The sequence below is a fragment of the Pseudomonas sp. ADAK13 genome, assembly GCF_012935715.1.
In the GTDB taxonomy this organism is placed as follows: domain Bacteria; phylum Pseudomonadota; class Gammaproteobacteria; order Pseudomonadales; family Pseudomonadaceae; genus Aquipseudomonas.
Genome location: NZ_CP052860.1, coordinates 749971 through 773778 on the forward strand (window position 1 = coordinate 749971; position 23808 = coordinate 773778).

The window sequence follows — 23808 nt, forward strand, 5'->3', positions numbered from 1 at the left end:
GGGCTTACATTTCTACCTGGGTACCCAGCTCGATCACCCGGTTAACCGGCAGCTTGAAGAAGCGCAGGTTGCCGTTGGCGTTCTTGAGCATGAAGGCGAACAACCCTTCGCGCCAGCGCGCCATGCCCTTGATGCGGGAAGCGATCACAGTCTCGCGGCTGAGGAAGTACGTGGTGCGCATCGGGCTGAAGTCCAGGTCATCCAGATGGCACAGCTTCAGGGCCTCGGGCACGTCTGGCTCGTCGGTAAAGCCGAAATGCAGGATCACCCGGAAGAAGCCTTCGCCGTAGGCATCCACCTCAAAGCGACGTGCGACCGGCACTCGCGGAATGTCTTCGTAGACCACCGTCAACAGCACCACTTGCTCGTGCAGTACCTGGTTATGCAACAGGTTGTGCAACAGCGCGTGGGGCACGGCATCGGGCCGCGCAGTGAGGAACACCGCCGTGCCCTGGACCCGGTGGGGCGGCTGCACACGGATACTGCTGATAAAGATCGGCAACGGCAGCCCCCCCTCATCCAGGCGGTCCACCAGCAGTTGCTTGCCACGCTTCCACGTGGTCATCAGCACGAACAGCACAATCCCCGCGAGTACCGGAAAGGCACCACCCTGGACGATCTTCGGCACGTTGGCAGCAAAGTACAGCCCGTCCACCAACAGGCAGCAGACCAATACCGGGACCGCCAGTATGGGTGGCCATTTCCACAGCAGCAGCATTACCGCCGACACCAGGATGGTGGTCATGAGCATCGTACCGGTCACCGCCACGCCGTAGGCCGAGGCCAGTGCATTGGAGGACTCAAAGCCCAGCACCAGCAGGATCACGCCAACCATCAGCGACCAGTTCACCGCGCCGATGTAGATCTGGCCTTGTTCGGCGCTGGAGGTGTGCTGGATGTGCATGCGCGGGATATAACCGAGCTGGATCGCCTGGCGAGTCAGGGAGAACGCGCCGGAGATGACCGCCTGGGACGCGATCACCGTAGCCAGCGTGGACAACACCACCAGCGGGATCAGCGCCCAACTCGGCGCCAGCAGGTAGAACGGGTTGCGCGCGGCCTCAGGATCGCCGAGCAGCAAGGCGCCCTGGCCGAAATAATTGAGCACCAGCGCCGGCAACACCAGCATGAACCAGGCGCGAGCGATGGGTTTGCGACCGAAGTGGCCCATGTCGGCGTACAGCGCTTCGGCACCGGTCAGCGCCAGCACCACCGCACCGAGGATCGCCACGCCAATACCCGGGTGGGCCTCGAAAAAACGCACGCCCCACATCGGGTTCATGGCGTTGAGCACTTCCGGATGCTGGGTGATGCCATAGGCGCCGAGGCCGCCCAGCACCAGGAACCAGGTCACCATTACCGGCCCGAACAACTTGCCGATGCGGTCGGTACCGTGTTTCTGGATCAGGAACAGGGCCACCAGCACAATCAGGGCGATCGGCACGACCCATTTTTCCAGGCCATCGAAGGCCAACTCCAGACCCTCAACCGCCGATAACACGGAAATCGCCGGGGTGATCATGCTGTCGCCGTAGAACAGCGCCGCGCCACACAGGCCACAAACCACCAGGAAACTGCGCAGCCGCTTACGCTCGCCCGCCGCCCGTCGCGCCAACGCGGTCAAGGCCATGATGCCGCCTTCTCCCTGGTTATCGGCACGCAACACGAACAGCATGTATTTGATCGAGACCACCCAGATCAGCGACCAGAAGATCAGCGCCAGGATCCCCAGCACACCGTCATGGTTGACCTGAACCCCATAACCGCCGGTAAACACCTCTTTAAGGGTGTAGAGCGGGCTGGTGCCGATATCGCCATAAACCACCCCCACCGCCGCCACCAGCATGCCGATCGGCTTTGCGTTGGACTGCTCGGCACCTGCTGCCTGACTACTTGCCTGACCCATCAACCACTCCTGCCCTTTGACCTGCGGTCTTTTATAAACAGCGCGCCTGCTGCGGGCGCCTATGCTGTCCACAGCATGCGCTGTTTTACTTCTCGTTACAGACGATTTATTGACCGAGGAAATTCACTCAGGTGCAACGGCGCGAAGCATAGCGCAGCACTCGTCGTATTTCCCTGCATAAAGCTGGTCAAGAGCGATTCCCGTCGCTAGAATTGCGCACTTTTTGATCAGAGGCGCGCTAAGCGCCCGTCCGCCGCCTTTCGTGCACGACTGGCGGCGTCATTCAATACCGAGGTTAGACATGTCCACCACCATCGCAAAAGCCAACCCCAAGGTAGGCTTTGTATCCCTGGGCTGCCCAAAGGCTCTGGTCGACTCCGAACGCATCCTTACGCAGCTGCGCATGGAAGGTTATGACGTCGTGTCCACCTACCAGGACGCGGACGTGGTGGTGGTCAACACCTGCGGCTTCATTGACTCCGCCAAGGCAGAGTCCCTGGAAGTGATCGGCGAGGCCATCAAGGAAAACGGCAAGGTGATCGTCACCGGCTGCATGGGCGTGGAAGAAGGCAACATCCGCAACGTGCACCCGAGCGTGCTGGCCGTGACCGGCCCGCAGCAGTACGAGCAGGTGGTCAACGCCGTTCACGATGTGGTGCCGCCGCGCCAGGACCACAACCCGCTGATCGACCTGGTGCCACCACAAGGCATCAAACTGACCCCGCGCCACTACGCCTACCTGAAGATTTCCGAAGGCTGCAACCACAGCTGCAGCTTCTGCATCATCCCGTCGATGCGCGGCAAGCTGGTGAGCCGCCCGGTGGGCGACGTCCTGGACGAGGCCCAGCGCCTGGTCAAATCCGGCGTCAAAGAGCTGCTGGTGATCTCCCAGGACACCAGCGCCTACGGCGTGGATGTCAAATACCGCACCGGCTTCTGGAACGGCGCGCCGGTGAAAACCCGCATGACCGAACTCTGCGAAGCCCTGAGCAGCCTCGGCGTCTGGGTGCGCCTGCACTACGTTTATCCGTACCCGCACGTTGATGAGTTGATCCCGCTGATGGCCGCCGGCAAGATCCTGCCGTACCTGGACATCCCGTTCCAGCACGCCAGCCCGAAAATCCTCAAGGCCATGAAACGCCCGGCCTTCGAAGACAAGACCCTGGCGCGCATCAAGAACTGGCGCGAGATCTGCCCGGAACTGATCATCCGCTCCACTTTCATCGTCGGCTTCCCGGGCGAGACCGAAGAAGACTTCCAGTACCTGCTGGACTGGCTGACCGAGGCCCAGCTGGACCGCGTTGGCTGCTTCCAGTACTCGCCGGTTGAAGGCGCGCCGGCCAACCTGCTGGACGCTGCGATCGTTCCGGACGACGTCAAGCAAGACCGTTGGGAGCGTTTCATGGCGCACCAACAGGCCATCAGCTCGGCACGCCTGCAACTGCGCATTGGCCGGGAAATCGAAGTACTGATCGACGAAGTCGACGAGCAAGGCGCGGTAGGCCGCTGCTTCTTCGACGCACCGGAAATCGACGGTAACGTGTTCATCGACGATGCCAGCGGTCTGAAGCCAGGCGACAAGGTCTGGTGCACGGTGACCGACGCCGACGAGTACGACCTGTGGGCTGAAAAACGCGCATAAGGTGTAAAGAATTGAAAAAGCCCTGCTTCTGGACAAGATGCAGGGCTTTTTTAGGTCTATCGTTTTGCCCATCAGCGCCAATCATCGGCAAGGGGCAGCGGGCATGCGTCAGCATTCGGTTATCCATACACCCAAATCCAGCGACTATCAGGAACTGACCCTTATTTGGGAGGCATCGGTGCGGGCCACCCATGATTTCCTGCCGGACAGTTACATCGAGTTGCTGAAAAACCTGGTGCTGACCCGCTACCTCGACGCGGTGATGCTGATCTGCACCAAGGACTCACGCCAGCGCATCACCGGGTTTGCCGGAGTGGCGGCGGGCAAGGTCGAGATGCTGTTTATCGACCCCGCGCACCGTGGCCAGGGCCTGGGACGGCAATTGTTGCGCTATGCCATCGAGTGCATGAACGCCGACCAGTTGGACGTCAATGAGCAGAACCCGCAGGCCCTGGGCTTCTACTTCAAGCAGGGCTTCGAGGTGATCGGACGCACCGAGCATGACGGCATGGGGCAGCCCTATCCGTTGCTGCACATGCGTTTGCGCCAGGCCCAGCAACAGGCGCGCCGCGGCTAAATGAAATGGAGCCGGGATTAACCGGCGCCACACAGGTACAATAGCCGCCCCCTTTTGTTTCGGCCCTTGTCATGACTGAACCCCTACGCCTCTCCAAACGCCTCATCGAACTGGTCGGTTGCTCCCGTCGGGAGGCTGAGCTGTTCATCGAAGGCGGCTGGGTCACGGTGGATGGCGAAGTGATCGACGAGCCGCAGTTCAAGGTCACCACCCAGAAGGTCGAACTTGACCCTGAGGCCAAGGCCACCGCGCCGGAGCCAGTGACCATCCTGTTCCACGCCCCTGCGGGTGTGGACGCCGAGACGGCCATGGCGTCGATCAACGCCGAGACACTGTCGGAAGAACACCGCTTCAGCAAGCGCCCGCTCAAAGGCCACTTCCTGCGCCTGACCGCCAGCAGCGACCTGCAAGCCAAGGCCAGCGGCCTGTTGGTGTTCACCCAGGACTGGAAGATCCTGCGCAAGCTGACGGCTGACGCGAACAAGATCGAACAGGAATACGTGGTGGAGGTGTCCGGCGACATGGTCGCCCACGGCCTGAACCGCCTGAACCATGGCCTGACCTACAAAGGCAAGGAATTGCCCGCGGTGAAAGCCAGCTGGCAGAACGAGAACCGCCTGCGCTTTGCGCTGAAAAACCCGCAACCGGGTGTGATTGCCTTGTTCTGCGAAGCCGTTGGCCTGAAAGTCGTCGCCATTCGACGCATCCGCATCGGCGGAGTCTCCATCGGCAAAGTGCCGGTAGGCCAATGGCGCTATCTGTCCGGCAAAGAGAAGTTCTGACACCTCTTTGTCGCCGAATCGTAAGGCACCGCCTGCCTGGGCAGTGCTCACAGTTGAATGACCAGGATTGCCCACATGATTCACAACGACGTACTGCGCAGCGTGCGCTACATGCTCGACATCAGCGACAACAAGATGGTCGAGATCACCAAGCTCGGCGGCATGGAAGTCACCAAGGACGACCTGCTGACCTACCTCAAGAAAGACGAGGAAGAAGGCTTCGTGTTCTGCCCGGATGAAGTCATGGCGCACTTCCTCGACGGCCTGGTGATCTTCAAGCGCGGCAAGGACGAAAGCCGCCCGCCGCAGCCGATCGAACTGCCAGTGACCAACAACATCGTCCTGAAGAAACTACGCGTCGCCTTCGAACTGAAGGAAGACGACATGCACGCGATCCTCAAGGCCTCCGAGTTTCCGGTGTCCAAGCCAGAGCTGAGCGCGCTGTTCCGCAAGTTCGGCCACACCAACTACCGCACCTGCGGCGACCAGTTGCTGCGCAACTTCCTCAAGGGCCTGACCCTGCGCGTTCGCGCCTAAGCCCGTGACCTACAGCGTCTCGCCCATCGGCTTTGTCCGCTCCTGTTTCAAGGAGAAGTTCGCCATCCCGCGCCAGCCTCAACTGGCGCCTGCCGCTCGGGGCGTGGTGGAGTTGGTGGCGCCGTTCGATCAGGGTGAGGCTGTGCAGGGCCTGGAGCAGGTCAGCCATGTGTGGCTGCTGTTCCTGTTCCACCAGGCGCTGGAAGACAAGCCACGGCTGAAAGTGCGTCCGCCTCGTCTGGGCGGCAACACGTCCATGGGCGTGTTTGCCACTCGCGCGACGCACCGGCCCAATGGCATTGGCCAGTCGGTGGTCAAGCTGGACAAGGTGGAAGACGGCCGCCTGTGGATATCCGGCATCGACCTGCTGGACGGCACGCCGATTCTCGACATCAAGCCGTATGTACCGTACGCAGACATCGTTGACACCGCGACCAACAGCATCGCCAGCGCCGCGCCAGCGCTGATTCCTGTGCAGTGGCTGAAGACGGCACTGCAACAGGCAGAAGGCCACGCTCAGCGCCTTGGCGAGCCATTGGTGGCGCTGATCGAGCAGTGCCTGGCCCAGGATCCACGGCCGGCGTACCAGACGCCGGGGCCGGAGCGGGAATACGGGGCACAGTTCTGGGATGTGGATGTGCGCTGGCACTATCCCGAGGCCGGGATGATTTGTGTGCTGGAAGTGATTGCCGCCAAGTAAATCCCGGAAACGAAAAAGCCCGCGCTGCCTGTGAAGGCAACGCGGGCTTTTTAGTCGCACCAAAGTCATGTGGCGAGGGAGCTTGCTCCCTCGCCACAAAAGCAAATCGGTTCCCTTATTTCTCGACGAACGCACGCTCAATCAGGTAGTCACCCGGCTCACGCATACGCGGGGAAACCTTCAGGCCGAAGCTGTTCAACACTTCGCTGGTTTCATCCAGCATGCTTGGGCTGCCGCACAGCATGGCGCGGTCGTCTTCAGGATTGATAGGCGGCAGGCCGATGTCGCTGAACAGCTTGCCGCTGCGCATCAGGTCGGTCAGGCGGCCTTCGTTTTCGAACGGCTCGCGGGTCACGGTCGGGTAGTAGATCAGCTTGTCACGCAGGGCCTCGCCGAAGAACTCGTTCTGCGGCAGGTGCTCGGTGATGAATTCGCGGTAAGCGACTTCGTTGACGTAACGCACGCCGTGGCACAGGATCACTTTTTCGAAACGCTCGTAGGTTTCCGGGTCCTGGATCACGCTCATGAAGGGCGCGAGGCCAGTACCGGTGCTGAGCAGGTACAGGTGCTTGCCCGGCTTCAAATCGTCAAGCACCAGGGTGCCCGTCGGTTTTTTGCTGATGATGATCTCGTCGCCTTCCTTCAGGTGCTGCAATTGGGAAGTCAGCGGGCCATCAGGCACCTTGATGCTGAAGAACTCCAGATGCTCTTCCCAGTTCGGGCTGGCAATGGAGTAAGCGCGCATGAGCGGGCGGCCATTGGGCTGTTGCAGGCCGATCATCACGAACTGACCGTTCTCGAAGCGCAAGCCCGGATCGCGGGTGCACTTGAAGCTGAACAGAGTGTCGTTCCAGTGATGAACACTGAGGACACGCTCGTGGTTCATGTTGCTCATGTACGGGGGACTCCTGGAAATGGGTCTGCGCCAACTGTTGGATGCGCAATTGCACAGCATTCTAATGGCGGCGACAATATCTGTTAACTGGATTATTAAGATAAGGGTTATCGGTTATATAGATATGCGATTTACTCTACGTCAACTGCAAGTCTTCGTCGCCGTCGCCCAGCAGGAAAGCGTCTCGCGCGCTGCTGGCCTTCTGGCCTTATCTCAATCCGCCGCCAGCACCTCGATCACCGAGCTGGAGCGCCAATCCAGCTGCCAATTATTCGACCGTGCGGGCAAACGCCTGAGCTTGAACGCCCTCGGTCACCAGCTATTGCCCCAGGCGGTGGCGCTGCTGGACCAGGCCAAGGAGATCGAGGACCTGCTCAACGGCAAGTCGGGCTTCGGCTCCCTGGCGGTCGGCGCCACATTGACCATCGGTAATTACCTGGCCACGCTGCTGATCGGCAGCTTTATGCAGCAGCACCCCGAGAGCCAGGTGAAGCTGCATGTGCAGAACACTGCGCATATCGTGCATCAGGTGGCGCACTACGAAATTGATCTGGGTCTAATCGAAGGCGACTGCAGCCACCCGGACATCGAGGTGCAAACCTGGGTGGAAGATGAACTGGTGGTGTTCTGCGCGCCCCAGCATCACCTGGCCAAACGCGGCCAGGCGACCATGGAAGAGCTGACCCATGAGGCGTGGATCCTGCGGGAACAAGGCTCCGGCACGCGCCTGACCTTTGACCAGGCCATGCGTCATCATCGCAGCGCGCTGAATATCCGCCTGGAGCTGGAACACACCGAGGCGATCAAGCGGGCCGTGGAGTCAGGTTTGGGGATTGGCTGTATTTCACGGCTGGCGCTGCGCGATGCCTTCCGGCGCGGCAGCCTGGTACCAGTGGAAACCCCGGACCTGGACCTGGCCCGGCAGTTCTACTTCATCTGGCACAAGCAGAAGTACCAGACCTCGGCGATGCGCGAGTTTCTTGAACTGTGCCGCGCCTTTACCGCCGGGGTGCAGCGCAGCGACGAGATTGTGTTGCCCACCATCGCCTAGATCAGGATGACGGCCCACACCAGGGTAATCATGGTCAGCGCGACGAACTGAGCGGCGCTGCCCATGTCCTTGGCGTTTTTGGACAAGGGGTGCAGGTCCAGGGAAATCCGGTCGATTGCCGCCTCGACTGCCGAGTTGAGCAACTCGACGATCAACGCCAGCAGGCACACGGCAATCAGCAACGCCCGCTCCACCCGGCTGACGTTCAGGAAGAAACTCAGCGGGATCAGGATAACGTTGAGCAACACCAACTGACGAAACGCCGCCTCGCCGGTGAAAGCCGCGCGCAGGCCATCCAGGGAATATCCCCCCGCGTTGAAGATACGTTTGATACCGGTTTGACCTTTGAAAGGCGACATAGAGTAGGCAACTGAGCAAAAAGGTGTGGGGAAACTAGAGCAAGCAAAGTCAAAAAAACGTGAATGAACAGCGTCTTAGTGCTGCGAAATTGACTCAAGTTGTTGCAAGAGCAGCGCCGCCTGGGTTCGCGTACGTACGCCCAGCTTGCGGAAAATCGCCGTGACGTGAGCCTTGATGGTCGCTTCCGACACACTCAACTCATAGGCAATCTGCTTGTTCAGCAGGCCTTCACAGACCATGGTCAGCACGCGGAACTGCTGGGGCGTCAAGCTGGCAAGGCCATCGCGGGCGGCCTTGGCTTCGTCCGAAACGTTGATCTCTTCAAAGGCTTGCGGCGGCCAGGAGACGTCGCCGTCCAGCACCGTGCGCACGGCTTTCTGGATGTCTTCCATGGAACTGGACTTGGGAATGAAACCGCTGGCGCCGAACTCCTTGGAGCGCACCACCACCGAGGCCTCCTCCTGGGCCGAGACCATCACCACCGGAATCTGCGGGTATTGACCGCGCAGCAGCACCAGCCCGGAAAAACCATAGGCGCCGGGCATGTTCAGGTCCAGCAGGACCAGGTCCCAATCGGATTTTTCGGTGAGGCGGGTTTCCAGCTCGGCAATGCTGGCGACTTCGACGAGGCGTACATCCGGCCCCAGGCCCAGCGTGACCGCCTGGTGCAGCGCGCTGCGAAACAGCGGGTGGTCATCGGCAATCAGGATTTCGTATGTGGCCATTTATTAAATGATCCTGTTTTTTAGGGGGGCACTGATGGGTTCAGTGCTCGCCAACGCGCAAGGTGGCTGCCAGGCCAGCAGTCACCAAAGGGCGCGCTCAACGTCAAAAAACGACGTATCCAATCTGTGACAGCGCCCCAATCGGCGCCAAGCATGCCCAGCGTAGCCTGGGTGGTCAAGCGCTACGCCCGTGGCTATTTTAGCGGGCTGCGCGTTTACGCGGCCATCATGCAAAGGTCGGCTGGCCATGACCCCTATAGATAAGGTGCAAGACGAGTATGGACGATGTCGGCCGGGTCCAGCGCCAGCTGAAACTTGGCGGCCAGGTAGTGGGTGCTGAACACGTCCAGATAAGCGTCCAGCACTTCGCTGGCGGCCAGGTCTTCGGCCAGTTCCAGGCACAGGGCGGCCACTTCGGCGGTGCAGAAGTGATCATCACGCTTGGACCGGCGCAGTTTGTAGCGCGACAGTTGCTCGGGCGCCAGGCTCAGCACCGGCAAGTGCTCCAGATACGGGCTCTTGCGGAACATTTTGCGCGCTTCGCTCCAGGTGCCGTCCAACAGGATGAACAGCGGGCGCTTGCCCTCCGCCAGCTCGACCTGATTGACCACTCGCTCCGGCGCCACGAATTCGCCGGGGAACACGATGTAAGGCTGCCATTGCGGGTCGGCGAGCAAGGTCAGCAACTCGGGCTCGACTTCGGTTCGCGACCAGGGGAACGCGGTGGTTTCGTTGATCACATCGGCAATCAGCCAGCCGGTGTTGCTGGGTTTCATGGGTTCTACGTCATGCATCAACAGGCACATGGCGGACTTCGCCTCGACCTTGGGCCGCCAGGCGCACAGGCAGTACTCGGGAATCACCCGGCAGCCGGGGCAGCGCTCGGCACGCGAGCCCCGCGCAACAAACGGCTTTACGGCGCGAGCCAGGCGCTGGGTGCGCAAACGGGAAACGGCATGGCTCATCGGGTGCGCCGCCGGAAAGTGGAAATCGACACGGATAGAACTCGGGAAGGCAAAAGTTGCCGCAGTTTACCAGAGGCGCCCGCGCCCACCTGCACTTCCCGGTAATACGCTGGCCGTAGTGGCAAGCGGTCACCTATAATCCCGCGCCACTGAACGCACAGCGCAGTGGCTGGTCTATGCACCAGTAACCGAATCAGGAGAGTTTCATGCTGCGTCTTATGCCACGTGTTCTAGTTCCGTCCGTCGCCCTGGCGCTGATCTTGCCCTTGGGCGCTCAAGCGGCCTCGCTGCTGGAGGCTCAACTGAACAAGAAGCTGCAAAGCGTCGCAGAGGAAAGCAACAAGGACCTGCCACGGGAAATTGACGACAAGACCCTGGAAGTGGCCTACACCGTTGAAGGCTTGCAGCTGATCGATCATCTCAGCGTACTGCCGGACCGCGCCGAACAAATGCGCGCCAATCCCAAGGCGGTGTACTTCCAGCTGGGACAAAGCGTGTGCCTGAACAAGGGTTATCGCGAGCTGATGGCCAAGGGCGCGATCATGCGCTACGACATTACCGAGAACAAAACCAACCGCCCGGTGGCGTCGGTGAAGTTCCAGGAAGCTGACTGCCCCGCACCGGCTGCCGCAAAGAAGAAAAAGTAAGCGATGCCCCCTTTCGCGCGCCGCTGACCAGCGGCGCGCAAAATGCCCCTCTGAACCCTCCGCCCTTGCCCGCTCGCGGCAGCGTCTAAACTCCCTCACAAGTGATCAATAAGCGGTTGCCAGCCAAGACTTTATAGGCTCATGATCAATTCATCCCGAAAGCCTGAAACAGCGGGTTTTCACACCGTTTTGTAACATTTTCAGGGCAAAAGAGGGTTGCCCTCCTGTGCGTGCAGTGCAAAGGTTTTTAAACATAAGGAACATACAGAACCGGTTTCGCCCACCTCGTTAAACAGAGGCAGCGACACATGCAGTGTCGTGGTCCCGACGAATTTCTCGCCGGCACCCAGGGTTCTGTGAAGAAGGAGAAGTTGAATGCCTTACGAACCGAATGAACTCCTGATCCGTCAATTTGAAGAAAACGGCACCGACCTCACGCAGCAGGTCGACGCGCAACTCCACCTGATTGCGCCCAACAGCCCAAATATCCCCCTTTATCGCGACATGATCTTCACCGTGTTGCGCATGGCCCAGGACGACCGCAGCCGCTGGAACGCCAAGATCACCCTCCAGGCGATCCGCGAACTGGACCACGCGTTCCGCGTACTCGAACAGTTCAAGGGACGCCGCAAAGTCACCGTGTTCGGCTCGGCGCGTACGCCGGTGGAGAGCCCGCTGTACGCATTGGCCCGGGAAGTGGGCGCGGTTCTGGCCCGCTCGGACCTCATGGTGATTACCGGCGGCGGCGGCGGCATCATGGCCGCTGCCCACGAAGGCGCCGGCCTGCAACATAGCCTGGGGTTCAATATCACCCTGCCGTTTGAACAGCATGCCAACCCGACCATCGATGGCACCGAGAACCTGCTGTCCTTCCACTTCTTCTTTACCCGCAAGCTGTTCTTCGTCAAGGAAGCCGACGCCCTGATCTTGTGTCCGGGCGGCTTTGGCACCCTGGATGAAGCGTTGGAAGTACTCACTCTGATCCAGACCGGCAAAAGCCCGCTGGTTCCGGTGGTACTGCTGGACGCACCGGGTGGCAGCTTCTGGCAGGGGGCCCTGGACTTTATCCGCAGCCAGCTTGAAGCCAATCGCTACATCCTGCCCACCGACCTCAAGCTGGTGCGCCTGGTGTACAGCGCTGAAGAGGCGGTGGAAGAGATCAACCAGTTCTACGCCAACTTCCACTCCACGCGCTGGCTGAAGCGCCAGTTTGTGATTCGCATGCATCATCCGTTGAGCGACCGTGCACTGGCTCACCTGCAAGAGGCGTTTGCCAGCCTGCGCCTGAGTGGCGACTTCCAACAAGTCGCGTACACCGGCGAGGAGCATGACGAGCCAAGCTTCAGCCACCTGACGCGGCTGGTGTTCAACTTCAACGGACGCGATCAGGGACGGCTGCGGGAGTTGGTGGACTACATCAACTTGCCGGAGAACTGGGCCCAGGCTCAGGGGAAAACGCAGCAGCGGGTGACGGAGACGGCGTGATCTGCCCCTGAAACGCAAAAAGGCCCGCTATTTTCATAGCGGGCCTTTTGGGTTGTGTCAGGTAGAACGATGCGCAGGTTGGGGCCGCTGCGCAGCCCAGCGGGAGCAAGCTCCCTCGCCACACCAAGCTCCGCAAGAATCAGAGCAACCATTTACCAGGCGCAGCCTTCAGTCATCCATGTCCCGACCGCTCAACAAGCGGCTGATCATCTCCATCGAGAATCCACGGTAACTCAGGAAGCGACCTTGCTTCGCCCGCTCCCGCGCATCAATGGGCAGATGACCGGCAAACTTGCGGCGCCAGGTATCTTCCAATTGCGCCTGCCAACTGATGCCGCACTCACGCAAGGCGAGTTCAATATCAGCACGTTGCAGGCCACGCTGGCTCAGCTCTTCACGTATGCGTGCAGGGCCATAGCCGGATCGGGCTCGGTAGGAAACAAAACTTTCGAGGTAACGGGATTCCGACAGCAGCCCTTCTTCCGTCAAACGGTCAAGGGCTGTGTCGATCATCTCGGGATCTGCCCCGCGCTGCCGCAGTTTGCGCGTCAGCTCGACACGACCGTGCTCGCGCCGTGCGAGCAGGTCCATTGCAGTGCGCCTTACGGCGACGAGTGTATCCAGGACAACGGTCATCGTTTGCTTCAGATGTCAGTGTCGACTTCTTCGACTTCTTCAACCGGCTCACGATTGGCGGCAGCTTTCACGTCCGGTGCAGCGGTCAGCAGCTTGTCACGAATCTGCTTCTCGAGCGTGGCCGCGATGTCCGGGTTGTCTGCCAGGAACTTGGCCGAGTTGGCCTTGCCCTGACCGATCTTGCTGCCGTTGTAGGCATACCAGGCACCGGACTTCTCAACGAAACCGTGCAGCACGCCCAGGTCGATCATCTCGCCGTTCAGGTAGATACCCTTGCCGTAGAGGATCTGGAACTCGGCCTGACGGAACGGCGGAGCCACCTTGTTCTTCACGACTTTAACGCGGGTTTCGCTACCAACAACCTCGTCACCTTCCTTCACCGCGCCGGTACGACGGATGTCCAGACGGACCGAAGCGTAGAACTTCAGCGCGTTACCACCGGTAGTGGTTTCCGGGCTGCCGAACATCACGCCGATCTTCATCCGGATCTGGTTGATGAAGATCACCAGGCAGTTGGCATTCTTGATGTTACCGGTGATTTTACGCAGGGCCTGGGACATCAGACGGGCTTGCAGGCCCACGTGCATGTCACCCATTTCGCCTTCGATTTCAGCCTTCGGCACCAGGGCTGCCACGGAGTCGACCACGATCACGTCGATGGCGTTGGAGCGCACCAGCATGTCGGTGATTTCCAGCGCTTGCTCACCGGTGTCCGGTTGCGAAACCAGCAGGTCGTCAACGTTGACGCCCAGCTTGCCGGCGTATTCAGGATCCAGGGCGTGCTCGGCATCGACGAACGCACAGGTGGCGCCCATTTTTTGTGCCTGGGCAATCACCGACAGGGTCAGGGTGGTTTTACCGGAAGATTCAGGGCCGTAGATTTCAACGATACGGCCTTTTGGCAGGCCGCCAATGCCGAGCGCGATGTCCAGACCCAGAGAGCCAGTGGAAATAGCCGGGATCGCCTGACGGTCGTGATCGCCCATACGCATTACGGCACCCTTGCCGAATTGACGTTCGATCTGACCCAGGGCCGCAGCCAAGGCTTTCTTCTTGTTGTCGTCCATTAAAGTCCTCACGTAATCAATAAGGCCTGGCGGCCAACACCTGTATAAGTAGACAGTATTGTTCCACAAAGATCCGTGATCGCCTACCCCTGATTTTCTATTTCTGCTGCAGCTCGTCGCAACAAGCCCTCTAGCGCGGCCTTTACCGTTTGTCGGCGGACCTCGTCGCGGTTGCCGGGGAAGTGTTCGAGCTCGGCGGTAACCTCATCGCCAACCCCAAAGGCCAGCCATACGGTGCCCACCGGCTTGTCCGGCGAACCACCATCGGGGCCGGCCACGCCGCTGACCGCCACGGCAAAACGCGCCAGGCTTTTCTCCTGGGCGCCGCGGACCATGGCTTCCACCACTTCGCGGCTGACGGCACCGACTTTCGGGAACAAGGCTTCCGGCACATTCAACTGCCGGGTCTTCTGGCGATTGGAATACGTGACGTAACCGGCCTCGAACCAGGCCGAACTGCCGGGAATCCGCGTGATCGCCTCGGCGATACCGCCGCCGGTACAGGACTCGGCCGTGGTGACGTGGGCGTTCAGAACCTGCAAGCGTCGGCCAAGTTCAGCGGCGAGTTGAGTAATTTCCTTCACGGTCGTCTCCTGGAGTGCGCGGGCGTTTGCCTACCCTACAGGAGCCCATGGGCCATGCAAGTTACAAGAGACTAACGCGCGACGGCCCGGACATACGCCTGGCAGGCGCGCAAGGCGATCAGTGCGTTATCGCCGTCGTCGGTGATGGCGATAATTCGTTGAGCATGCGCCGGGTCAAGTCGGGCTCGCGGGGCTGCATGAACCACGCCGCCGGGGGCGGCGGTGGCTGGCATTGTGCAGCCGTTGGCGGGGTCGCTGGCGTCGAGAAGGACTGACAACCGCACATCAGCAGTGGCCAGGCGATCCCGCAGGTGAGCCTGGTCACGTTGTGCATCGGAAAGCTCCCGGGCGTGTTGTTGGTCGCTGGCACTGAGTTGTTGCTCGAGTGCCAGCCGTTTGTCCTGTTCGGCCTGTTGTTGCTGGCTTTGCGCTTCCGCGTGCATAGCCTCGAGTCGCTCCAGTTGCGTGCCGTACCGCCAAGCCTGTACCTGCCATGCAACTGCCGCCGAAACCGCCAACGACAGCAAAAAGCCAAGCAGCCGGTACGACGTCAAGAAGCCCATAGCACCGCCTTTGCCCGCGCCCACAACTGCAGACGGTTTTCCAGACCATTAAGTCCGCCATTGATGCGCCGGGTGATGGTGGTGAACTGGTCGTTGTCGGCCAGCTCGTTCAAGCCATTGCTCTGCCAAAACCACGCGGCGGATTCGCACGCCCATTGCGGCTGCTCCAACAACTCCGGTTGCTGCAACAGAAGCTCATCACCGAACAGCGCCTGGCTGCACGCCAGGTAGTTGCGCCGTCCGGTAATCTGGATCAGGCCACGGCCGCGATACTTCTGGCCGTCGCCATCGGCTTCGGGGGAGTTGCCGAGGCGGGCTGCCAGGGTGCCGGTGTCGTATTTGCTCAGGTATTGATCGCTGCCCAGTTCACGTACGTAACGCAGTTCGCCGGACTCATGGCCGATTTGGGCGAGGAAGGCGGCGATGCGTTTAGGCGTGGTGATTTGGTGAAGCGCGGTGGCCGTATTTAGAGAAGCTAAAAAAATGCCCGCTCTAAGGCGGGCTCCTGGCATTACCTGGATAAGCTGAGGAAGTGTTATTACCATCGTTCTTTACTCTCGCTGCCCGCGACGCTTACTTAGCAACTGCGTCCAACCAAGGCAATGCAACAGGTCGCTTGGCAATCGACGGGAAGCTCTCAACCTGGGGCCAATCACGCAGTGCTTGAGTGTATGTGAGCAACTCTTTGAACTGCTCGGTGGAGAGCGTGGTTTTCAATTCCATGTCCAACTGATCACGATGGCGATCACGGACCCAACTGATGCGCTGAATTTCCGAATCACGCCACATGCGCTCATTTGCCTGGACCTCAGAGTCAGACATGACGGGGTCGATATGTTCCTGGCACTGCTCCCCCGAATCGATCAGCAAACGCACCGCGCGATAAACTTCCGGTGTTTCTGCTTCAGTCACATGGTAGGGATAGCCGTCCAAGGTGACTAAGTAACTACCGTCTTTTTTAAGATAGATGTCCTCTATGTTGTACTGCTCGGGACGTTGTTCGTTATCCATTACTGAATCCTCCATGCAAAACCGACGCTATTTCCGTTACCCACTGCGGTGCCTCCAGCGGCCACTCCGCTGGTGCCCCCAAGTGCCTGACCATTGCTGTTGTAATTGGCACAGAAATAGGCCCACGTTCCGCCGGCCGGGAGCGCACTGCCCAACGAAATCCATTGCCCAGCTACTGGTTTTAAAAAGCTGGAAGCTGACAGCGCATCGGTAATCCCGTAACCCGCCAGCGTAGTAGCCACGTTCGCTTTACGCGCAGGGTCAAAATTCCCGGAAGTCCAAGCTGTCTGTGATCCCCACATGAGTTCGCCTGCAGAGTTCATAGCCAAAGACCTGGCAATCAGCCCCGCCCAGTGGAACAGGATTCGCGGTGCATAGTCGAAACCGGTCTGGGTGTTAGTGACTTCCTGCGCCTCACGAATTTCCAACGCACCACCGGCACCATTGCCAAGCTCCCCCAAGACTTGCGCGGACAAACTAGGTCGTTGACGGCTGGTGCCCCCAACCACTAATGCATCAGTAATTCCATATCCTGCCAGTGATGTTGCTTTATCTGCTTTGGCAGCCGGATTGAAGTTCCCGTCATGCCACAACATGCGCCATGCGCCGCTGCCATCTTCAGCAAGCCTGCGCATACCAAACCACTCCCCCGTAACGCCGGAAAGAAGGTCAAAGCCATACTTTCGATCGGGATACTTTAAGTGCAGCCCAGCGCCATAGCTCACAGCTGCAGGTTTATCAGTAGTAGCCTCAGTTACGCTTATAAACTGAGAGACAGGAAGATCCGACACTGCACCTTTAACAATAGGAGCAGCCGCAAGAAGGCCTCCCGCCCCCGCAGGCATACCATCGGTAATCCCATACCCCGCCAACGTCGCCGGCTTGTTTTTCAACTTCAACCAATCACTCAACACACTCAACGCTTGCGCCAGCTGATCGGTCTTCGTCTCATCCGGCGCAATCCCCGCCGCCGCCAGCACATTCAAAATTTCCTGCGTAACCCCATTCCCCCACGCCGCCGGAATCAAACTCCCCGGCGTCCCGGTCACCGGGTTTTCATCCACAAACTTGCCATTCACCAGCCCAACGCTGGGCACACTCTTTGGATAATCCACGCTTCTATCCTCTAGTCATAATTGATGTGCACCTGCGTATGAGCAGGTGCGCTGCGATGAATCAGGCACTCCAGGGCATTCCCCGGGTTGACGCCAAACCGCTCTCCCCAATAACTCGCACCGAACCGCCGGCCCAGGTGCTGGCGGCCGCCGGTGTTGAGGGTCCACATGAAGTGCGCCTGCCAGGTGCCGAAATGCGCGGCACCAAACCGCGAGCGGCCCATGCGCGGGGCGCGATGTTCAGTGACACTGGCGTCCGGATAGCCCTGGCTGCGGGCGATTTCGATGTAGTACGCGGCGCGCTGGCTGCCCACCGCCAACAGGCGTCTACGCACCGCCAGGCGACGGTCGTCGTACAGCGGGCTCAAGCCCAGGCAAGGGTCGGGCAGTTGCATCACCCTTTCCCACTCGGGCACCAGTTCGCTGACCGTCACCGGGTCCATCTCGTTTTGCAGGTCGCAGGCCCGGGCGTCGATGCGCGTGAGTTCTTCGGCGATGCCTTTGAGCACCGTCTCCAACTGCGGCACCGTCTCCAGATCCCAGGCCGGACCGCTGGGCAACAAGGCGATCAGTTGTTCTTGATACTGGCCAGCGGTCCTTACTCCAGCCATGTGATACCTCCGAACACCAGCAACTGATTCGTCGCTGCCGTAACGTCCGCCAGCGGGCTTGTCAGGTTGTGATCGGTCTCACCGGTCGCAGTGCTGATGGCTTCGGCGATATGGGTCAGCAGCAAGGTCTCACCCAGCCCCGCCTCGCGGTTGTGCAAGTCCCGCAGTTGAGCCTCAACCGCCGCCCGCACGCCGCTGGTGTCGGGTGTCAGCCGCAGCTGATAAGCCACCGGCTTCATCACGGGCGCCAACACATACACATCAGCCGTCACCGGCCGCAGTGGTTCGATATGGGCTTGCACCTGCGCCAACTGCGCTGCATTCGGGATCGGCTGCGGATCGTCATCACGCATCACGAACACCCCCACCGTCCCCGGCCCGAGGTAATTGCCGCGACACCACGCGCGGGTAATCCCGGGCACTTCGAGTGACCAGGTCTCGTAATCCTGCGCCGAACCGCCCTGGGGAATAACCCGGTAGGAACGAATCACCCGCGCCCGCAGCGACTCCAGGGTTTCCCGCCCCACGCCGCCGGTCAGCCCCGGCGCCAGCACGGTAAAGGTCGAGCCGATACCTTGCAGCGGCTGCACCGCAACCAGGCTCAGCCCGGCGTCGGCATTACCCAGCGCGCCGGCGTCCATCGCCTGTACCGTGGTGGTGTTGAGGCCCGCGTGGGTTGTACCGGCAGCAGTGACTTTGAAGCTGCGGCCATCACTGGCTTGCAGCAGCGTGTCCACATCCAGCACCGCGCCCGCCGCCGCGGTAAAACTCACGCTGCCAGTGGCCGCCACCGCGGCCTTGCGCGCCTGGTTCAAGCGCAACGCGGCAATGCGCTCCAGGGTGGATTCATCCGCGGTATCCGGCAGGATCTGCTCAGCGATCCAATCGAGATAACCGTACAGGCCGAACGCCGCACCACTCAGGGTACGCGCCAGAACCTGGGCATCGGACTGGCGCAGCGAATCGCTGGCCAGGTCGCTTTGGGTGCGTTTGATCAGCACCGGCAGCGAAGGGGTTTCAAACGGCATAGATCACCTGCCAACTGTTATCAGGGTTGATGTCCAGGCGCTCGCCGTCGGCCAGGGTCAGCTGCGTGCGCAGGTTGAGGCGCTGGGCGTCGAGGCGTTCACTGAGGACTTCGATGGCGCTGCAATGCCCATCGTCGATCAGCCATTGCAGGGCTTCGCGGGCATAGAATTCGGCGTCCAGTTGCGTCTGGCGGGTCAGCTTGACCCGGCGCAGCAGCCACAGCCTTGAGCCGATACGGTCGTCGGCCACGCTGGGAAAACTGTCGCCCCACCAGCCGAAGCGCTCGTCATCGTCAACGGCATCGTCCGGCGCGGCACGGCGCCAGGTGAACAGGCTGATCAGCACCGAACGGGTCAGGGCATTTTTCAGGTTGTCGGAGACAAACATCACTGGCCTCCCGCCGGCGCGCCGGTCTGGCCATTGCCGGGCTGCACGCCCACATGCACGTGCCGGATCTGGCTGATACCGCCGGCAATCTGGTCGCCCTGGGAGATGATCTTGCCGCTCTGGGTCAGGGTCGGCGTATCGATGTTCACGGCGCTGCTGGCGCGGATGTTCAGGGTGCCGGTTTCAATATCGATCACCCGCCCGCGCTTGAAGTGAACCTTGTCGCCTTCGTCGGTGTAGATCGCCACTTCACCCGGTGCCAGGGACTGCAACCGATAGCGACGATCAGCCACCACCAACACGATGGCATGGGAACGGTCGCCACCCAGGAACGTGGCGATGCCTTCTGCACCGGCCAGCGGGTTGCTGGTAAAGCCGTAGGGTTCGAAGTGCTCCATGTCGTCGTTCACTTCGCCTGCGGTCAGGCGCATTTGCAGCGATTGCAGCTTGGTGGCCGAGTGGGCGAGCACGACAGTGCCGCGCGCCAGCAGGCGAGTCAGTAGGCTCATGGAAATTCCTTGGAGGTTAAGCAGAGGGCAACAGATTGGCATCAAAGGTGGACGGGGGCGCCACCTGCAGGGTGGTGATCGAACCTTGCTCGGAAAGCGAATAAGTAATCCTGGAGATCAGCAGGTCCTGGTCGAAACCCAGCACCGGATCGATCACTCGCACCAACAGGTTGTGGCGCCACAGATCGCCGTTGGACTGCCGCCAGCCTTGCACGGTGTAGGTGGTGGTCAGGGCCTTCCCAGTGCGAGTAGCACGCTCCCAGTCGGCGCGTTGCTGAGCCAGCTCAGGCGTCAACTGCGTCGGTTCGCTGATCACCGTGACGCGTTTTCGCGTGGCTTTTTCATCCCGGGAAATGCCTGAAACCTCACTCACCGCCGTCGCGCTTTTCTGATCATCGCCCTTGTGCTGGCCGATGACCCGGTACTCGGAAAACACCGAGCCAAAGTCCCTCGGAGCATTCGCCGAAAGGATGTTCTTGCCCAGTTCCAGGCTGTCATTGGCACGCCCGGCACTGCCGGGCAACGCCAACACCAGGCGTCCGTCCGCGTCGTCGGTGGAGAACACCCGATACAACGTCAGCAAGCGGTCGATGGATTGAAATACCGTCTCGCCGGGCACGATGCTGTGGGTATGCAAACGCGTGGTCTCGGCAATCTCGCTGAGCACCTCGACGCCATAGGTCGCCGTCAGTGCACGCACGATGCTCAGCACACTTTGCCCGCGCCACTGACCGGGCTGGTTGATCGCGGCGCAGTCCACCAGGTCCTGGGTCAGCGAACCGCCCTCGATACTCAGGCTGATCTGTTTGCCGTCATAGCTGACCGGCACCTTGAACACAAAGCCGGTGAGCACCAGGTCGCAACCGATCCGTACCTGGCAGCGGGCACCCGGTTTGATTGGCACCGCCAGGGTTTGCCCGGGCCATTGCCAGGTGATGTTGAGGGTGAAGGTGCGAAACTGGCGTTCCAGGTCGGCGCTGATTTCGACGCTTTTCCAGCCGCCATAGTCCAGGCCGTCAACCGTCAGCGTGACGGCATTGTCCAACTCGTTCATGGATTACTCCCTGACCACTTGCAGATCGGCAGGCGGCAGGAAGCCCGGATGGGCCACCCGATTGCGTTGCACCACCTCGCCCACTCGCGTCGCATCACCAAAGCGCTGATACGCCAACAGCAAAGCCGGCATGCTGCGCATTGGCGTCAGGTTGACCAGCCGAACGCCGGACGAGGCCACTGCCGTCAGGTGAGTGAACATCTGTTGGCGCAGGTCGTTCAGCGCCACGTAGTGACCGGCGTCGGCCTTGAGTGCGGACTGCCACATGGCCTCGTTCAGAAGGTCACGCAGCACCAGCACATCGTCAGCCACCGGCACTTCACGACGCTGCACCGGCTGCGCCGCCTGTTGCGCCAGGGACGGCGTGGTGCTGAGGGTCACCGGTTTGGTCGCCACCGGTACGTCCGCCAGCCAATGGGCAATCTTCACCCACAACGCATCCTGTACGAGGTTGGCAGTAGCCTGCACTGCCGCGACGCTGTCCTTGCCGGTGGTCAGCTTCGGCACATCGATGTTGCGCGCCGCTTCCACCTGCTGCGAGAGGTTGGCCAACATGCCGCGGTAGCCCGTGCGGGCAAACGCCTTCAGCTCCTTCACATCGCCGAGCAGGCCCTTGAACTCGGCGCTCAACTCCTTGGGCACTTCCTTGATGGCTTTGACCAAGGCATTCAGGTCACCATACAACTGAATCAGTGGGGCAAACTGCTGCTCAATCACCTGGTAAACCTCTGCCAGGCCATTGCGCAACGCCTGGATGCCCACCCGCGCCTGCTTCACCAGCGCGACGGCCTGCTCAAAACGCAGTACTGCCGACCCCAGCAAACTGTCGGCCGACACCAGCAATAGCTGGCGGGTATTGACCGCTGCCGTGGGAAACTTCAAAGGCTCGTCGGGATAAAACTTCAGGGCAAACGTCACCAACCCGCCATCCTGACGGGTCTGGGTCATTTCGCATTCGCCGACCTTGACCTGCAACCTTCCCAGCCAAGGGTGCACCAGCTCGCCGGCGCCCTCCTCCAGGGCCTTGAGCAACTTGTCGCGTTGCTCCAGGCAATCCTCGCCCACCACAAACGCCGTCAGCTCATGCACCCTGGATTGCTGGCCGAGCCCTTCAAAGAACGGCAGGTCGCGCTGAGGGTATTCGTGCAACTGGCCCTTCTTGCCGACCGGGACTTTCGCCTGGTCGACCCAAAACCCGACGCCACGAAACGACGCCGGCAACAAACGATCACGCCAGCTCATTGGAGCCTCCAAGGGACAGGGAACGGTAGCCGACACGCGGGGTGACGCTCAGGCCGGGCTGGTTGGTTGTGGGTTGGTCGACCCGCAGGCCAGCCGGGGCATTGTCGAAGCTCACCCGCAAGTCGCCATTAAGCTGCGTGCGGTTGTTGGCGGCGGATTGTTGCAGCAGCGAACTGGAGCTGGACGCCAGCGGCGAGATCAACTCAGGCCCCTTGCGAAACCAGGATGGATTGCGCGCGCTTTCGGCATTGCGTGCCTGCTGCTCGGTGGTCAACTCCACCACACTGCCGGTAGCCCGGTTGATCGCTTCACCCAGCCCGCCATCAAACAGCTTGCGAATCGGCGCAGTGATCACCGCAAGCTTCTCCGACAACTCGGTGAACCAACTCAGTACCGGTGCCCACAGGGCTTCGAGCTGTTCCATCGGATGCCAGTCGTCGAACAGGCCACTCAACACCACAAAGGCATCCTGGGCCTGCAACTTGATATCGCTCCAGATCGAGGCGAATGCACCGGTGACGGCGCCCCAGACGGCAGTAATCTTGTCCAGGGGTGACCAGTCGAAATAACTGCTGACGACGGTAAAGGCCGCCAGCGCGGTGAGCTTGAAGTCACTCCAGATCGCCGCAAACACCTCGCTGATCACGCCCCAGTTGGCAATGATTTGCCCCAAGGGTGACCAACTGAACAGGCTCTTCATGAACTCGACCACCGGCACGCTGAGCGCCTTGAGCAAGTCCCAAAGCGCGGCAAAAAAACCGCTCAACGGCGTCCAGTTGTCGACGACCAACCCGATCGGCGACCAGGAAAACAGCGTCTTGAAAAAGCCGATCACCGGCTGCGCTGCCACCTTCAGCGACGTCCACAGCCCCGCAAAAAAACCGCTGATCGGCCCCCACAGCCGCATCAGTTGTTCCAGCGGACGAAACGCAAAGACCGTCTGAAAAAACTCGCCCAGGGTTCCCATCGCCGACATCACGCGCTCGCCAAGCCCGACAAAAAACGCCGATATCGGCTTCCAGTTGGCGACGATCAATCCCGCGGCCACCGCAATGCCGACCGCAACCAGCACAATCGGATTGGCGCTGAGCACCAGTTGCATCAAGCCGAGTGCCTGAGACACGCCGGTGACGGCCGCCTGTATCGCGGTAAACGCCACCGCGCCGGCAGCCAGGCCCTGCACCAGTTGCGGATTTTCAGTGAGCACTTGGGCCACCGACGCCAGCAACGGCTCCAGCCCGACCACCACCGCTGTGACCGCCGGCAACAGCGCAGTACCAAAAGCCACCGAGACCTTGTCCAGCGACGCGTTGAAATCCTTCATCCCCTGCGCCGCCGCTTCGGTAACGCCCTGCCCCACGGCGGCACTCACCCCGCCGACCTCAGCCTTGAACGCCAATGCCGATTTGATACCGCTGACAAACGGCGCCGCCAGCCCGCCGCCTTTCACCAAACCAGCGATATCCAGCTTGCCGAGGCCGGTCTGTTCCAGGTTCTGCCGGAAGCGCCCGACGGTGGCTTGCAACGCCGCAAGCTTGGGCGACAGCTGGTCGATGCCGGTCAGGCGCACGGCGGTACTTTCTACTTTCTGAGCTTCTGCCATCACTGCACCTGCTGCATCGCATTGATCCGTTGCGCATGCTCCAGGGATTCCCGGAGCGTATCCAAAGGCCTGGCCAGCATCTGTTCGGGGTCAACCTTCCAGAACCAGGCCAGGTCATAGGCCAC

At 60.7% G+C, this 23808-nt stretch carries 28 protein-coding genes; 8 read left to right on the forward strand and 20 right to left on the reverse strand.

Annotation, left to right across the window (positions count from 1 at the left end; genetic code table 11):
- Positions 1–4: 4 nt before the first annotated feature.
- Positions 5–1906, reverse strand: a complete 1902-nt coding sequence (locus HKK54_RS03595) for a potassium transporter Kup (RefSeq protein WP_010170040.1) — start codon at positions 1904–1906, stop codon at positions 5–7.
- Positions 1907–2207: 301 nt separating this feature from the next.
- On the opposite strand from HKK54_RS03595, the gene rimO reads away from it, so the two are divergent.
- The 5 genes from rimO (at position 2208) to tsaA (ending at position 6144) form a co-directional block, all read left to right on the forward strand.
- The gene (rimO, locus tag HKK54_RS03600) at positions 2208–3548 is read left to right on the forward strand and encodes a 30S ribosomal protein S12 methylthiotransferase RimO (RefSeq protein WP_169386167.1); all 1341 of its coding nucleotides are present in this window, start codon (positions 2208–2210) and stop codon (positions 3546–3548) included.
- A gap of 103 nt (positions 3549–3651) precedes the next feature.
- Entirely contained in the window at positions 3652–4125 is a 474-nt protein-coding gene (locus HKK54_RS03605) for a GNAT family N-acetyltransferase (RefSeq protein ID WP_169386168.1), read from the forward strand.
- Positions 4126–4196: 71 nt separating this feature from the next.
- Complete coding sequence (locus HKK54_RS03610) at positions 4197–4907, forward strand: rRNA pseudouridine synthase (protein ID WP_003208627.1); 711 nt, start codon at positions 4197–4199, stop codon at positions 4905–4907.
- Between the two features lie 75 nt (positions 4908–4982).
- Positions 4983–5444: a DUF1456 family protein gene (locus HKK54_RS03615; protein WP_010170047.1), complete on the forward strand. Its 462-nt coding sequence runs from the start codon at positions 4983–4985 to the stop codon at positions 5442–5444.
- Positions 5445–5448: 4 nt separating this feature from the next.
- A complete protein-coding gene (gene tsaA / locus HKK54_RS03620; protein ID WP_010170049.1) occupies positions 5449–6144 on the forward strand; it encodes a tRNA (N6-threonylcarbamoyladenosine(37)-N6)-methyltransferase TrmO in 696 nt (231 codons plus the stop codon).
- Between the two features lie 115 nt (positions 6145–6259).
- Here tsaA and fpr read toward each other — a convergent pair whose 3' ends face one another.
- On the reverse strand, positions 6260–7039 hold the full coding sequence (gene fpr / locus HKK54_RS03625; protein ID WP_003189055.1) for a ferredoxin-NADP reductase: 780 nt from the start codon (positions 7037–7039) through the stop codon (positions 6260–6262).
- Positions 7040–7163: 124 nt separating this feature from the next.
- Between fpr and HKK54_RS03630 the strand changes: the two genes are divergently transcribed.
- A complete protein-coding gene (locus HKK54_RS03630) occupies positions 7164–8090 on the forward strand; it encodes a LysR family transcriptional regulator (protein WP_010170057.1) in 927 nt (308 codons plus the stop codon).
- Here HKK54_RS03630 and HKK54_RS03635 read toward each other — a convergent pair.
- From HKK54_RS03635 to HKK54_RS03645, 3 genes are all read right to left on the reverse strand, one after another.
- Entirely contained in the window at positions 8087–8449 is a 363-nt protein-coding gene (locus tag HKK54_RS03635) for a diacylglycerol kinase (protein WP_003208635.1), read from the reverse strand. The genes HKK54_RS03630 and HKK54_RS03635 overlap by 4 nt on opposite strands.
- A gap of 75 nt (positions 8450–8524) precedes the next feature.
- Positions 8525–9175 (reverse strand): response regulator transcription factor ErdR, encoded by a 651-nt coding sequence (gene erdR / locus HKK54_RS03640; RefSeq protein WP_003208636.1) that lies wholly within the window; start codon positions 9173–9175, stop codon positions 8525–8527.
- A 254-nt stretch (positions 9176–9429) separates the two neighbouring features.
- The gene (locus HKK54_RS03645) at positions 9430–10140 is read right to left on the reverse strand and encodes a tRNA-uridine aminocarboxypropyltransferase (RefSeq protein ID WP_169386169.1); all 711 of its coding nucleotides are present in this window, start codon (positions 10138–10140) and stop codon (positions 9430–9432) included.
- Positions 10141–10346: 206 nt separating this feature from the next.
- Here HKK54_RS03645 and HKK54_RS03650 point away from each other — a divergent pair, with 206 nt between their 5' ends.
- Together HKK54_RS03650 and HKK54_RS03655 are read left to right on the forward strand one after the other, a co-directional pair.
- Complete coding sequence (locus tag HKK54_RS03650; RefSeq protein ID WP_010170062.1) at positions 10347–10787, forward strand: PA3611 family quorum-sensing-regulated virulence factor; 441 nt, start codon at positions 10347–10349, stop codon at positions 10785–10787.
- Between the two features lie 375 nt (positions 10788–11162).
- Positions 11163–12272 carry a TIGR00730 family Rossman fold protein gene (locus tag HKK54_RS03655; protein WP_169386170.1) on the forward strand — a complete coding sequence of 370 codons (1110 nt, stop codon included), beginning with the start codon at positions 11163–11165 and terminating at the stop codon, positions 12270–12272.
- Positions 12273–12440: 168 nt separating this feature from the next.
- On the opposite strand, the gene recX is transcribed toward HKK54_RS03655, so the two are convergent.
- The 15 genes from recX to HKK54_RS33785 all read right to left on the reverse strand — a co-directional run bounded on the left by recX (position 12441) and on the right by HKK54_RS33785 (position 23808).
- Positions 12441–12908, reverse strand: coding sequence for a recombination regulator RecX (gene recX / locus HKK54_RS03660; RefSeq protein WP_010170064.1), 468 nt, complete (start codon positions 12906–12908; stop codon positions 12441–12443).
- An 8-nt stretch (positions 12909–12916) separates the two neighbouring features.
- On the reverse strand, positions 12917–13975 hold the full coding sequence (recA, locus tag HKK54_RS03665) for a recombinase RecA (RefSeq protein ID WP_010170065.1): 1059 nt from the start codon (positions 13973–13975) through the stop codon (positions 12917–12919).
- An 83-nt stretch (positions 13976–14058) separates the two neighbouring features.
- Complete coding sequence (locus HKK54_RS03670; protein ID WP_010170066.1) at positions 14059–14559, reverse strand: CinA family protein; 501 nt, start codon at positions 14557–14559, stop codon at positions 14059–14061.
- Positions 14560–14630: 71 nt separating this feature from the next.
- Positions 14631–15122, reverse strand: coding sequence for a lysis system i-spanin subunit Rz (locus HKK54_RS03675; RefSeq protein WP_169386171.1), 492 nt, complete (start codon positions 15120–15122; stop codon positions 14631–14633).
- Entirely contained in the window at positions 15110–15667 is a 558-nt protein-coding gene (locus HKK54_RS03680) for a glycoside hydrolase family 19 protein (protein WP_169386172.1), read from the reverse strand. The genes HKK54_RS03675 and HKK54_RS03680 overlap by 13 nt, the downstream gene beginning before the upstream one ends.
- Positions 15668–15695: 28 nt before the next feature.
- Entirely contained in the window at positions 15696–16133 is a 438-nt protein-coding gene (locus tag HKK54_RS33525) for a phage tail assembly chaperone (protein ID WP_237151044.1), read from the reverse strand.
- On the reverse strand, positions 16133–17248 hold the full coding sequence (locus tag HKK54_RS33530; RefSeq protein WP_237151045.1) for a hypothetical protein: 1116 nt from the start codon (positions 17246–17248) through the stop codon (positions 16133–16135). Before HKK54_RS33530 ends, HKK54_RS33525 begins: the two co-directional genes overlap by 1 nt.
- 11 nt (positions 17249–17259) lie before the next feature.
- Positions 17260–17859: a YmfQ family protein gene (locus tag HKK54_RS03695; RefSeq protein WP_169386173.1), complete on the reverse strand. Its 600-nt coding sequence runs from the start codon at positions 17857–17859 to the stop codon at positions 17260–17262.
- Positions 17847–18887 (reverse strand): baseplate J/gp47 family protein, encoded by a 1041-nt coding sequence (locus HKK54_RS03700; RefSeq protein ID WP_169386174.1) that lies wholly within the window; start codon positions 18885–18887, stop codon positions 17847–17849. Before HKK54_RS03700 ends, HKK54_RS03695 begins: the two co-directional genes overlap by 13 nt.
- On the reverse strand, positions 18877–19275 hold the full coding sequence (locus HKK54_RS03705) for a phage GP46 family protein (RefSeq protein WP_010170074.1): 399 nt from the start codon (positions 19273–19275) through the stop codon (positions 18877–18879). Before HKK54_RS03705 ends, HKK54_RS03700 begins: the two co-directional genes overlap by 11 nt.
- Complete coding sequence (locus HKK54_RS03710) at positions 19275–19784, reverse strand: phage baseplate assembly protein V (protein ID WP_169386175.1); 510 nt, start codon at positions 19782–19784, stop codon at positions 19275–19277. The genes HKK54_RS03705 and HKK54_RS03710 overlap by 1 nt, the downstream gene beginning before the upstream one ends.
- Before the next feature lie 16 nt (positions 19785–19800).
- The gene (locus HKK54_RS03715; protein WP_169386176.1) at positions 19801–20838 is read right to left on the reverse strand and encodes a phage baseplate assembly protein; all 1038 of its coding nucleotides are present in this window, start codon (positions 20836–20838) and stop codon (positions 19801–19803) included.
- Between the two features lie 3 nt (positions 20839–20841).
- A complete protein-coding gene (locus HKK54_RS03720) occupies positions 20842–22080 on the reverse strand; it encodes a DNA circularization protein (protein ID WP_169386177.1) in 1239 nt (412 codons plus the stop codon).
- Complete coding sequence (locus tag HKK54_RS03725; RefSeq protein ID WP_169386178.1) at positions 22067–23683, reverse strand: hypothetical protein; 1617 nt, start codon at positions 23681–23683, stop codon at positions 22067–22069. The genes HKK54_RS03720 and HKK54_RS03725 overlap by 14 nt, the downstream gene beginning before the upstream one ends.
- Positions 23683–23808 (reverse strand): hypothetical protein, encoded by a 126-nt coding sequence (locus HKK54_RS33785; RefSeq protein WP_010170085.1) that lies wholly within the window; start codon positions 23806–23808, stop codon positions 23683–23685. The genes HKK54_RS03725 and HKK54_RS33785 overlap by 1 nt, the downstream gene beginning before the upstream one ends.